We start from the raw sequence: 12,887 nt of genomic DNA, 5'->3' as shown, positions 1-12,887 counted from the left end.
TGCCGCTGCTTTGTTTTGCTTGCGACAAGAAACACATTCAGTCGTATGATATGATAGTACCAACGATACTGTACTCGTGGAAAACAGAGAGAACGCAAAACAGGAAGGGAGTGTCCAGGATGCAACAGCCCCAGCTTTTACATGAAGAAAAGGTATTTAAAGACCCTGTTCACCGCTACGTCCACGTGCGGGACAAATTCATTTGGGACTTAATCAACTCGCCGGAATTTCAACGTTTGCGCCGGGTCAAGCAACTGGGCACCAGCTTTTTTACCTTTCACGGCGGAGAGCACAGCCGTTTTAACCATTCGCTTGGCGTGTACGAGCTGATGCGGAGAATTTTGGAGACGTTTGAAGGCCGGATTCAACTGACGTATGAGGAAAAGCTGTTGTGTCTGTGCGCAGCCCTGCTCCACGATGTCGGGCATGGGCCGTTTTCCCATTCGTTTGAAAAGGTGTTCAAATACCATCATGAGGATTGGACGCGGGCGATCTTGCTGGGAGATACGCAGATCAACCGGATTTTGCGCCGCTTTGATGAAGAGTTCCCGAAAAAGCTGGCGGAAGTCATCAACAAAACATACGACAACAAGCTGATCGTCAGCCTGATCTCCAGTCAGTTGGACGCGGATCGGATGGATTACCTGCTGCGGGATGCCTACTACACAGGCGTCAACTACGGCAATTTCGAGATCGAGCGCATTTTGCGCGTCATGCGGCCGCAGGAGGACGGCATCGTCTTCAAGTTCAGCGGAATGCACGCGGTCGAGGACTACATCATGTCGCGCTATCAAATGTACTGGCAAGTTTATTTCCACCCGGTGACGCGCAGCGCGGAAGTTGTACTTTGCAAAATTTTCCAGAGGGCCAAGTGGCTGTTTGCGAACGGCTACCCCTTTTCCCAGGAGCCGGTCATGCTGCTTCCTTTTTTACAGGAAAAAGTGGAGCTGGCGGATTACTTGGCGCTGGATGAATCGGCTATTTTGTTCTACATGCAGCTTTGGCGCAAGGAAGACGACCCGATTTTGAAAGATTTATGCGCCCGTTTTCTGGACAGGAATCTCTTCAAGTACGTCGAATATAATCCAAGAGATTTTCGCTTGTTAGCTGAACTGAAAGAGCAGTTCCAACAGGCAGGCATCGACCCGATGTATTATTTGGAGGTAGACACGACCTCCGATCTTCCGTATGATTTTTACCGTGCCGGAGAAGAAGAGGAGCGGATTCCGATCATGCTCCAGATGCCTTCCGGCGAGCTGGTAGAACTGTCGCAGAAGTCTGAGATTGTACAGGCCATTAGCGGAAAGCGGCGATTTGACTACAAATTGTACTTTCCATTGGATAAAGTCATGGCTTTGCCGGGGGATCTCTCCCGAAAGATTCGAGAACGTCTGGGAGTGATGGAGGATGCTTAGTCGTCACGCCAAGATCATTCGTCTGATCGAAATTGTCGGCGAAGTGAGCGGGCGAAAAAAATTGCAGAAAATGGTGTACATAGGAAAGCATCTGGAAATGGATTTCGATGAGCGCTTCGAGTTTCACATGTACGGCCCGTATTCCGAGGAGCTGACGCTCCGGGTAGACGAGCTGTGCAACATGGGCCTCATTGACGAGCAGGTGGAGAGCAAAGGCGCCATTCACATGTACCGCTATTCTCTGAACGAAACGGGACGCGACTTCCTCCGTTTTCACGAAGTGGACTTCGGGCTGGGGGAGCAGGCCATTTTGCGAATGAACGAGGAAAACTCCCGCTTTCTTGAACTGGTATCCACCATCCTGTACTTCAACCATTTGCCCTACGAAGAAATGAAGGGCAAAATTTTTACTTTTAAGAGCAAGCAGCGCTACACCGAGGAAGAAATCCGGAAGGGTCAGGCGTTTATTGCGGAATTGCGGTCATTGGTGCAAGCCGGCGGCACGAAACCGGTGTAGCCGATTTTGCATACACCGACCAGCACGGCGTACGAAACACTTGCTACAGTTGTGGTACGTCATTTTTTTGTCATTTTCAACAGAATAAGCTTTTTCTTGCAGTCGACCACATCGCGGGTCGGCTTTTTTTGTCTCAGGGCGGGGCTGCATAATACGAGCAACGTTCTTTGACAAAAGCATAGCGATCATTTTTGTGCTGATTCAGGAGGATCAAGGGAGGAAGGAAGATGAAAGGAAGCAGGTACTTGTGGCGGTGGAGTTTGCTGGTCGGCGTTTTGGTGCTTGCCGCGCTGGCCTGGCTGGCTGTTGCCAGTGCACAGGAGACGAGAATTGTTTACGTTTACAGCGAAAACTGCAGGTATTGCACGACGTTTACCCCCACATTCGAAAAAGTGATGGCGGACTACCCCGACTGGCGAGTAGAAAAGCTGGATGTCAATCAACAGGCAGATTTGGATAAAGCGACAGAAATGGGGGCTACCGCAACTCCGACTGTATTTTTGCTCAAAGATGGGGAAGTGATCGACAAGCTGGAAGGCGACGTGCCGGAGAGGGCATTTCGGGAATATTTGGAGAGGAATTTGAAAAAGGAGGATATGGAAAGCGAAGCTTAGCTGCTTGCATGGTTGATTATGCAGGTGGATTTGGGGTGGTATTGTCCAAACTGCGGTTTTGCTTACTAGTGATTCCACCTGAGCAATATATATCCAGATTGAAAAAGGTGGTAGAATCAGGTAAGGGGGGATGTTCAATGCTGAAAAGAAAATGGGTGTCTTGCCTGTTCGCAAGTGTACTCGGGCTAACGAGTGTGACGGGCGGCGTCTTTGAAAATACTGTGCAAGCTGCTGCGGCAAATAAAGACTACGAATCACATCCTGCAAAAGCAGCGATTGATTTCGGCATACAGAAAGGCTATTTGTGGCTCAGTGGCGGCAATTTCTATCCCAACAACCAAATTACGCAAGGTCAGTTTGTGGCCAGCCTGGTTGCCATCCGAGGTGTAAAGGAAACGGCAGCAGTACCGCAGCTACCTGCAGGGCATTGGGCTAAATATAGCTATGAACGGGCTGTAAAGGCAGGCATATTGGACAATGTAGCGATTGATCCGAATAAGTTGCTTACGAAAGAAGAAGCGGCATTGCTGGTGTTTAATGCGTGGAAGCCATTTCGAGGAGAGAAAAACCCGAATCTTTCCAACACAGGCGCTTTGATTACGTGGGGGTGGATGAAGGCTGCTCCTAGCGGGCAACCGAAATTTCGTGAAGATTTGCCTGTAACACGGGGGGATGCGGCGGAAATCCTTCGGTATCTTTGGACTGACAAGTGGCAGCTGGAACAAGGAGCGAAATATGCAGCAGAGTTTCATAAAAATCTTAAGATCCAGAATGGCAAGTTATATGGCAAAGTACCAAAAGGAGACAAAAATTTCGTAGTTCTTGCACAGATCAATAAAAAACAAGGTGGCAGAGTAGCCTTTTTAAATGGCGAGACTTTCAGCATTCCGGTGCAAGAAGTAAGCTACATTGGGTTTAACGTGAGCAACGCCAATAATTCTACGGATGCGGGTACTTACTTATACAAAAAAATTCCTGCATTAGAACAAGAAAAAAACAATGCAACATTTTACAACTAAAACGAACGAAGGGTGTGAAATAATTGCGAACACTCTTGTTTAAGCACAGGAAATTAATTTTCTATGTGCTTTCTTTTTTTGTTCTTATTGGAGTAATCACTACTCATCCAAACTTAGCGGATGCCTCACCTAACTATCATGGGATTGTTGTTGCTACAGTCGATCAAAATAAAGAGCTCGCGCCAAAAGGGGAGTATGATCTACTTAGAATCGAAGGAATCGACGCAAATCTTGGTGCTACTGTCTCGCAAATTGAAGTAGATCGGGTTGTGGATGGTACTAGAGTATTGGGCTTTGCGGACATTTATCAAAAAGCTGATCGTGGATGGTATTTTGTTGACAATAGCGAAGCGCCATACTGGATTAATCGCTTCGGGGGCAACCCTAACTATGTTCTTGGTGGGGCAGCGAATGTCTATAGTAAGGCAGTTACCAGTAGGCTTTCACCACATGTTCAAAGCTACCAAGCCTACAACCTCGCCGAACTAGCAACCGCCTCAGGCGGCGCCGGCTACACAAAAGGAGATAACTTGGTACCAAACAGTTCAGGCGGCTACATCTCAGTCGGCCACTTCCGCACAACACCACAGCCAACAGGCGCAGTAACCACCGACAAAACAAAATACAACGTCAACGAAACAGTGACGATCAGTGCAAATGCCACGGACTATTCTTACTATGACCGCGGCATTTTTGTTTGGTCGTTAAGCGTCATCAATAAAACGACAGGCCGTGGCTATAAAAGCTTCCTGTCCAACCAAAACTTCCGCGACCCAAGCGGCACCGTTCCTACCGTAAGTGAAACGAGCAATCCGCCTGGATACACCTGGACCTACAAAAACACCGAGTATAAGCCGACGGAGCCAGGGGTGTACGAAGTATCTTTGACGATTACCGATTTGCACCACCGGAGCCGTCAAGGTTCGAGTAGTATAAGCGTCTCTACCCCGTATATAGCTCAATTTACCGTGGGAGAAGTAACACCCGGCCCAGAAGAGCCAGATCCAGGTCCATCCTGCTCCATAGAAACCACAAAAACCAAAATGGATATTCAGGCAGTGGGCGACAAAGACATAAAAAGTTATACTGCTGTTTCCAGCGGTGGCTCGGATATTGTGGTAGAGAAAAATGCAGAAATCACAGTTTTTGCAAAGAAAAACGGCACATTCACGCTGAATGGTTCACCAATGGCTACGGGTTCCGGAGGAAACAAAAAGGTCGGAATAGGCAGTATAGGCTCATCTGGACGAGTAAAGGTAGTATACAGAAGCGATGACGGAACCGAATGCTGGGAAAAATACTTCCGCGTGGAAGCCAAAGACGGCGAAGATAAATGCCCCATCATTACGCTAAACAATTCTGTCATTCGTAATGGGGAAACGATTGAAATTTTACCGATAGACAAGCTGTACTTCAAAGCCACGTACAAAGATAAGTACGGGGAAACTGGTCCTGCCGAGATCATGTGGGACGTTACGAAACCAAATGGCAGCGTCGTCACATTGCCTGGCCAATACGACGATAAAGACAGATGGCGGACGTACAACTCTGACAAATTGAATCTGCCATCCCCACCTGAACTCGTTTTGGAAAAAGGAAAAACATACAAACTCAAGTTAAACTACTCTTCCTCGCTATGGGAGGGTAGGTCGGAATGCGACTTCGAAATAACCATCGTGGTAAAAGATGCATCCTGCTCCATTGCTGAGCTTCGAAAAGTCGTGTTTTTTGTCCATGGGCAATATCCGAATCCTTTTTCACCCGAAGGAGATTCGCTGAATAGTCCCCCCAACGGCCCAAGCACACTGCCTCAACCAGTCTACATGAGGTATTTCACTGATGCAGGAGATTACTACGAGACAAACATGGGCTTCTCCACGAAGCTCTCCGGCAGATGGTACTTGAACAGGAATGGACAAAAGCTCCCTTTAACAGATGGTGTAGTGCCAGCCAATCAAAAGTTCGATCTCAGACTCCCAAGCGATGTGGACGTTGGTGATACCATTCTCATCTCGTTTGAATCCGAGAATGGATGTGTCGGCGAATTGACGTTTACCATTGTATCGGACCGCAAATGCCCGGATATTCTCGTATCGGTTGAAACGAAATTAAACTCCGAAAAATGGAGCAAGAATGTAAAACGCGGAGAAACCATCGAGCTGAAGGCAGATGAACTGCAAGGGGATTACTGGTTCCGGATGTTTTTGAGCCAGGACAGCTCGTACATGGTGAAATGGCTCGATCCAAACACAGGAATGTGGGACAGAAAACGGAACGGTGAGTATTTGCATAGTTCATCAGGTAAGAAAGATGAAGACCACTGGCTCCTGTTTCCAACAGGTAATGATGGTCTACTTTTGGATGGACTCTACCAAATAGAATTCTCCTCGTATGAAGACGAGAATTGTCACGGCTTCTTTTTCGTGAAAATTGGCGAAGGTAGTCCAGGTCCAGACCCTGATGGAGAGAACCTTTTGATCGTCAAGAACAGCTTCGACATTGACCCAGGCGATCCGCAAGCTCCAGGAACGGAAGCGACGATTACTTTCAACGTGAAAAACGCTGGCAAGTTGACGCACGACACCAAACTGGCGGTGAGATGGGAAAGCTCCGAAAAAGAAACAATCCTCGATGTAAATGACTTTAAAGCAGGCGAGGTTCGGAAAATCACTGTCCCAACCAAATATCCGCAAAAGACAGAGGACTTCATTGCCAATATCAATCCGTCCAAAAACAAGCCGGATAACGAAACAATATGGCCTGACAACCGCGCAGAGTGGCCGGTCAAGATCGTCGGCGGAAACATCCCGCAGCCTCCCGGAGGTGGAGAGAACTATGACGGCGGCGAAATCGCGCTGGAGATATTTGACAGTGAAAATCGCCAGTTGCAAAAGCTTCCGGTACAAGCAGACGGCGTATGGGAGCGGGAGCCGGCGAAAATTCGCGTCGTGATCGATCAGGCGAAAATTAACGAAGGCTTTCAAAAGACACAACAGCAGATCAATCAAAAAATTACGGAATACAAGCAGCAACTGGAACAGTCCGTCAGCGGGGAGGATGTCAGGAACATTACCGTGACAGCAAGTCCCGGCTGGATTGCGGACGCAAAAAGCCTTGCTGTCTACACCCCGTCTCTCCTGGATTTGCAAGTGACTGGTCCAGGAATTCCCCAGCAATGGCAGGTAGCCAGCACGTCAATGGGTGGGGAATTTGTGTATACAGGCACGCACGTTCCTACCCAGACAACGTGGAGACAGGTGCTGCAAAATCAGCAATACAAAGCGCAAATCAACGGCTTTGTCATCGTGATGGACTACAAGATTGACTTTTCGCTGACCTACGACGTGTGCTCCAAAGACGAAGAGGACGAGGAGACGTGCGAGACACAAACTGCCGCCAGGTCGATGACAGGGCGCTATACGATTACGGTAAAAGGGAGCGAGCGCACCTTTGCAGTGTTTGAGCCGAATGCGACAAGCTCCATTCAGCATACACCGGAATGGCTGGAATACCATGCGCGGGACCGCTACAAGGACAGTGCGCCCAACGATTTTTACGCGGGCGAACGGATTTTGCCTCGTGTGGAACTGCAGGATCGTCATCGCCACCCGGTCAGCGGCCAGTTTCCGCTGATTGTTTCAGCAAAAGCATGGATCTTTGAGACGGGGCGCAGACAGACGTCTTTGCAATCATTGCTTCCGTTGCGAGCATTTTCAAACGAGCGTTGGGGTGGACATTCCTATGCTGCCTCCAAGCTGGGGACGCGCGAGGCGGGAGTGGATACACCATTGATGGGAGACAAGCAGTACGGCTTTGAAAAGGGCGGTTCCTATGCCGTGTATTACCAGGTGCAGTTTCGGTTTGGGGTGGACAAAGGCTTTCCTTATTTGAACAAGACGTCTGGACAGGGGCATGAACAGGCGGATTATCGGGTGCCTTTCCGGATTATCGCCAATGCCTGGGAGCGGCAAGGAATTCGCAACCATACCACGCAATAAATATATTTGCACCCCTCATCTGTCTTTTTTTACTGTTTTAGGTAGAAAGAGGATGAGGGGGACTTTATAATGAAAACGACCAGGCGCCTGTCTTTGTTGCTTGTGTTGCTTGTACTTTGCTGGGTGAATGCTGTCGGCACCGGATGGGCCAGAGAGCGAGAGCTTTTCGTTGAGGATGCATGGGCTTGGGTGGAGGAGGGCGAAGTGCGCATTCAGGCGCAGCTGTCCACGAAGCCTGAGCGGATCGAACTGGAGATTGCTCAGGAGGGTGAAAGCAAAAGCCGCGTTTTTCGCAACGATTCACGCCTATCCGCTGCTGTCCGGCCAGCGGGCGACAGCCCATTGCTGATAAGCCTGCGTGAGCCGGATGAAGACGAGCCACTGGTAAGCTGGCAGCTTGATTTGGCAGATGCAGACATGTCTTACGTGGAAAAGCTGGAGGTAAAGAAGGCAGACTGGGACAGACGTGCAGAGGATAAAGCGGATAAGCTGGCATTAACCACGCTTTTCGGACAAGGAAAAGAGCTGGCGAATAGCGAGGCAAGTGAGCCTGGCGCAGACGAGCCAGACGCAAGCGATGCCGAGAAGACACTGGACGAGCTGGCGCAGGAGTTCTACACAGACCTTGCAGCCAGCGGCAAGCCGGAAGAAATCGAGCTGCGCAGCAGAGAGGTTATTTTTGAGCTGGAGCCTAACGATATGATTGGAAAAGCCGACTGGCTGTTTGACGCAAAAGATGCCAGAGGAAAGATCCGGACGGCTGGCGACGTGGATTATTGGAAGGTCAAGGGGACAAAGCATGGACAGATGAATGTTTCCCTTCGCGAGATTCCGTACGGTCAGAACTATGATTTATACGTGTTGGATGCAGAGGAAAAAGAGCTTGGCCGTTCCGAACGTCCGGGAACGGACGATGAGGCTGTGGAAGGCATCGGCCTGGAAAAAGAAAAGTGGTATTACATCGTGGTAAAAGGGCACAAGGAGTCTCATCATAAAGACTTCTACTACCGTCTGCGGGTTGATTTTCTGGCTGACCAGGCGGAGGCAAAAAGTGATGCGTACGAGCCGAATGACACGCCGCAGGAGGCGCATGAGCTGCCATCTGATTATTCCGCGTCCCTTACCGGGAATCTCCACACGAAAACGGACGTCGATTACTACCGCTATTCGTTTTCACTGACATCGACTTTCACAATCGATCTAAAAGACATTCCTGCGGGGATGGACATGGACTTGTATGTGCAAGATGAAAAAGGCAAGGTATTGGCCAAATCAGAAAAACCGAAAAACGCCAACGAGCAAATCGTCCTGAACGTCAATCCCGGAAGCTACATCGTAAAAGTAATGGCCAGCAAGCGGTCCGGTTTTACGCCCAATTCCTACAAGCTGGACATTACTGCGAAGACGATCCCCGTCATCCTGATTCCGGGGATAGGCGGCTCCCGCCTGATTGCAGAGGAAAACGGCAAAACCACCGAAATATGGCTCGGCCTCGGCGACAGCCTGATCGGAATCAATGACCCGAAGCATCGGCGTTTGCTCTCTCTTGTGCCGACGAAGCCGAACAGCGTCGAGGTCCGTCCAAGGGAAGCAGGCGTCTCCATTTACCCGGAACCTGACAACGAAGGGTTCAGCGCAATCGAATATCTCTCGTACTCCCCGCTTGATCCTGTCCGCAACTTGACGGAGCAGTATTACAGCATGGTGAAGGAACTGGAGAGGATCGGCTACAAAAAGCACCGCACTCTTTTCGCCATGCCGTATGACTGGCGATACAGCAATACGAAAAATGCAGCTGAACTGAAGAAAAAAATTGACCTCGCCCTGGAACGGTCAGGGGCAAGACAGGTTCATTTGGTCGCGCACAGCATGGGAGGCTTGCTGACGAGGGAGACGCTGCTTGCAAACGTCTCGTATCAGGCGAAAATTAATCGCATCATCTATATGGGCACGCCGTTTCTCGGTTCCCCGCGTGCGTACCAGGCGATCAAGTACGGGTATGATTTCTCCATTCCCTGGATGGATGAGGGTACAGGAAAAATCATTTCGGAATACGCCCCGGCTGTGTACGAGCTGCTGCCGTCGAAAAAGTATTTCGAAACAGCAGGCTTTCTGAGAAAAAACCGCAACGACCCTTACAGCTACACCGAATTTTTGCAGGACAAAAAAATCAAGCTGGACTACGCTCCACTGGTCAAGCAGGGCGGCTCGCTGCATGAAAAGTGGGAAAAAAAGACGATCAATGTGCCGCAGTATTCTATTATTGGCACAGGCCAACCGACTTTTTTAGGCTACTTTTTCGACGCGTACCACAACGAATGGATGCCTTATTACGACAAGGGACTGGGAGATGGAACCGTCCCCTACATCAGCGCCAACTACGCCCAAAAAGACATAAAGAAACGGTACTATGTAGTAGGGGAGCATGCCAAGCTGCCTACCATCCCGGCAGTCATGAAGCAAGTGACACAACTGCTAAAAGGAATCGAGGAAACTCAGCCAGGGCTGCGGAATCAAGCCCCAGGCAAAAGTGCCGAGTATTTGTACTACATTATTTCCAGGGAGGACGGAGCTTTTCCTGAGATTACTTTCCGCAAAAACGGTAAATCCATCACCCTTTCTGCCAAGGAAAAGGAAGTATGGGAAGATCTCGCTATCGAATACCACGGCAATGTTGTCGTCATCCATGTGCTGGATCGTGAAGAACTGGAGTTTGAGACATCGCCAGCGCGGTTGGATGAAAACGCGCCGAAGTTTTTCATCAAACGTTTTTCGTCGGAAGATTCACAATACGATGACGGAAACAAAAGGCGCTAAATCGGACAAGCAGCCAAAATCGACAAGCGGCAGCATCGCGTTGGGAGCGGCCGACCGATAGAAAGGATTTGGAAAAATGGACAATTTGTTTGTCTGGCTGTTTCTCGGCCCGTTTATGTATTCAATTGAATTGGGTGGCCCAATTATCGGGCTGATTGTGACAGGCTACATGCGGGCGGTTTTTGGGTTTCGCGGTTGGCCGACGTTTGGTGCAGCGTTTCTCACCAGCTTTTTGTACTACTTGGTAGCTGTTCCCTCCAGCACGATGCTGGGCGCGCTGATAATTATCAAAGCGGCGATGGCGGTTCATACTGCACTGCTTTTGACCCTAATCATGTGGGTATTTGACAAGATCATGAAGCGCTACCGGAAAAAGCAGACGGAGAGCAACGAACCGCGTGAACCATAAACGGTCTGAATGAACCGCCCGAACTGTGAACCGCCCAAAAAAATAAACGGGAAATAACCGGGCACATGGGCACTCATAATCTTTTTTCAACATATTCCCTTAAACAATAAGAAAAGTTTGCAGCGTGGTAGTGCTATCTAAAAAGTCATGGACACCCTACTTTCACACAGATGAGCTTCAAAACTAGCAAAAAAATTTTTAATAGGAGTTTTCAACTTTATGCTGGGTATGGTAATATTTTACTGTAAAGAAAATGAATTCTTTGAAGGGTGTTGTTTATGAAAAAGTTTATTTTAGGAACAATTGCAACAACTCTCTCTCTGGCCTCTCTAGCTTTCACATCAAACGTAATGGCGTCGCCAAATGCAGCATCACCTGAAAAAGTTGATGAACGGCAAACATTAACTGAGCAAGACAGGGGTGCTCAGATTAACAGACCTGATTCTATTAACGGCATAAAAGATAAAGGCATGCAAAGAGCTACTAAAAAACCGGTCAATGATTTTACAATTGCAGCCGATACTCAGCATACTATTGATTTTGATATTCCTAAAGGATACGGCTGGGTCAAAGTTTATGTACAAAACACAGGAAAAGCAGATATCAATGTCGTAGTTATCAATAACGAGACAGGGGAAGAAATGCTGAGTGGAGTAGCAAAACCTGGTAAATCTTTTTCGAAAATAAGTTCCTCACCTTGGGGAGCCGATGAGCACTCCATTTCACTTACATCAGTTGAAAACATGAGTGGATCTGTGTCGGTAAAACTAGCTCAGAAAAAGAGTGAGCTACAGTAGCTAACCGCTATTTTAAAAAGCATTTTCACGAATGGTAAACATAGCTACATTTTAAATTTTCGCCCCAACAGGATACCTGCGATGATCGATCAGGACGCGTCGATGATCCGCGGAAAAGCCAGATGCTCACCCGTGTTACATGGGCAAATTGCGTCGCTGCTGGAATCCGGGTAGAATAAAGAAAGGAGAATCTGTGTCTGGAGGGCGTGTGAATGGATATTTTCGACAGCAAAAAAGGCGGCTTTACGATCATGAGCGGCAAAACCAATGTGCATGGCGGGTTTGGTCAAGGGGTGCTCGACTTGAGTGCGGTTTCGTCGGTCATCATCGACGGCGATGAGGCATACATCGATATGGGCGCTCTGCATGCAAAAAGCGCGGTTGAAAAAGGGATCAAATGGACGACCAACAAGGAGGAAGTTCCGAACGGCAAGCCTTATTGGCTCATTTGGGTGACGGTTGATCGCAACGAAAATGGTCCTTTCTATGCTGGTGCGACTGCGTGCTATATGGAGATTGATCGGGAAGCGCGCCGCGGATACAAGATTTTGGCAGACCATGTGAACCGGATGGATTACTCCATGAAGCGCCGGATCATGCTTGATGAGCTGGGGGAAAAGGAAAAAGCGGCGCTGAAAAAATTGTTAATTGACAACAATGCCGCCATGTTTGAGAATTCCTCGGACGAATTAAAGCAAGCTTTGGCCTGAAGCGAAAAATCGTGAACGGTATGTGAACAAATTGTGAAATCAATTGTTACCAGAATTGAAGTCAGGTAAACTTATTTCTATATCTGTGTACATGTACACTAGGTCAACAAACAGGGAAAGAGCCGTCACTCTTTCCCTGTTTGTGTTTATATAGCCGTTGTTTGAAGTGGTGGCTTTGCCCATGAACATCAGGTTTTTTTTACAGGTCATGCTTTGTGCCGAACGCGGAACACTAATGAGGCTCAAACCAAACTGTCTGACGGAAGGGGCGGTACGAATGAGTGAAAATCCGCGTGAGCTGGAGCAGTCCCATGACCATTTTGTGAAGTACGGCGGAGTCCATTTCCGTTCGCATGTGTCACCTGTTGAGATCAACAACTTCGTCCGGAAGCTCCCGGCGGGCAAACGGGAAAGCTTGTTTGAAGTAATGGATCAGCTCGAAAAAGCCGGGATGATTACCGTCGTCAACGACCACGTTTTCGCAGATGGAGATGGTGTGATAGGCGGCGGAGACAACCAGTCGTTGACATGAATGAAAAAGGCCAACCAGTAAACCCCGGTTGACCTAATCATACGAAAGGGGCAGTCTCA

General features: G+C 48.7%; 10 protein-coding genes. All 10 read left to right on the top strand.

From position 1 onward, the window contains the following. Positions 1 to 119: 119 nt before the first annotated feature. The 10 genes from EDM57_RS00890 (at position 120) to EDM57_RS00845 (ending at position 12,828) form a co-directional block, all read left to right on the top strand. Positions 120 to 1,415: an HD domain-containing protein gene (locus EDM57_RS00890; protein ID WP_122902897.1), complete on the top strand. Its 1,296-nt coding sequence runs from the start codon at positions 120 to 122 to the stop codon at positions 1,413 to 1,415. Next, complete coding sequence (locus EDM57_RS00885; protein WP_122902896.1) at positions 1,408 to 1,932, top strand: YwgA family protein; 525 nt, start codon at positions 1,408 to 1,410, stop codon at positions 1,930 to 1,932. The genes EDM57_RS00890 and EDM57_RS00885 overlap by 8 nt, the downstream gene beginning before the upstream one ends. 227 nt (positions 1,933 to 2,159) lie before the next feature. Next, a complete protein-coding gene (locus EDM57_RS00880; RefSeq protein ID WP_122902895.1) occupies positions 2,160 to 2,546 on the top strand; it encodes a thioredoxin family protein in 387 nt (128 codons plus the stop codon). A gap of 137 nt (positions 2,547 to 2,683) precedes the next feature. After that, positions 2,684 to 3,565 (top strand): S-layer homology domain-containing protein, encoded by an 882-nt coding sequence (locus tag EDM57_RS00875; protein WP_122902894.1) that lies wholly within the window; start codon positions 2,684 to 2,686, stop codon positions 3,563 to 3,565. 23 nt (positions 3,566 to 3,588) lie between these two features. Continuing rightward, positions 3,589 to 7,563, top strand: coding sequence for an ABC transporter permease (locus EDM57_RS00870; protein WP_122902893.1), 3,975 nt, complete (start codon positions 3,589 to 3,591; stop codon positions 7,561 to 7,563). Between the two features lie 69 nt (positions 7,564 to 7,632). After that, positions 7,633 to 10,380 (top strand): lipase/acyltransferase domain-containing protein, encoded by a 2,748-nt coding sequence (locus tag EDM57_RS00865; protein ID WP_122902892.1) that lies wholly within the window; start codon positions 7,633 to 7,635, stop codon positions 10,378 to 10,380. A gap of 76 nt (positions 10,381 to 10,456) precedes the next feature. After that, positions 10,457 to 10,789: a hypothetical protein gene (locus tag EDM57_RS00860; RefSeq protein WP_122902891.1), complete on the top strand. Its 333-nt coding sequence runs from the start codon at positions 10,457 to 10,459 to the stop codon at positions 10,787 to 10,789. A gap of 278 nt (positions 10,790 to 11,067) precedes the next feature. After that, a complete protein-coding gene (locus EDM57_RS00855; RefSeq protein ID WP_122902890.1) occupies positions 11,068 to 11,586 on the top strand; it encodes a hypothetical protein in 519 nt (172 codons plus the stop codon). Positions 11,587 to 11,798: 212 nt separating this feature from the next. Continuing rightward, positions 11,799 to 12,296, top strand: coding sequence for a YwhD family protein (locus tag EDM57_RS00850; protein WP_122902889.1), 498 nt, complete (start codon positions 11,799 to 11,801; stop codon positions 12,294 to 12,296). Positions 12,297 to 12,573: 277 nt separating this feature from the next. Beyond that, positions 12,574 to 12,828 carry a hypothetical protein gene (locus EDM57_RS00845; RefSeq protein ID WP_122902888.1) on the top strand — a complete coding sequence of 85 codons (255 nt, stop codon included), beginning with the start codon at positions 12,574 to 12,576 and terminating at the stop codon, positions 12,826 to 12,828. Positions 12,829 to 12,887: the final 59 nt, after the last annotated feature.

It is taken from the genome of Brevibacillus gelatini (assembly GCF_003710935.1).
GTDB lineage: Bacteria > Bacillota > Bacilli > Brevibacillales > Brevibacillaceae > Brevibacillus > Brevibacillus gelatini.
This window is presented reverse-complemented; position numbering and strand designations above follow the sequence as displayed.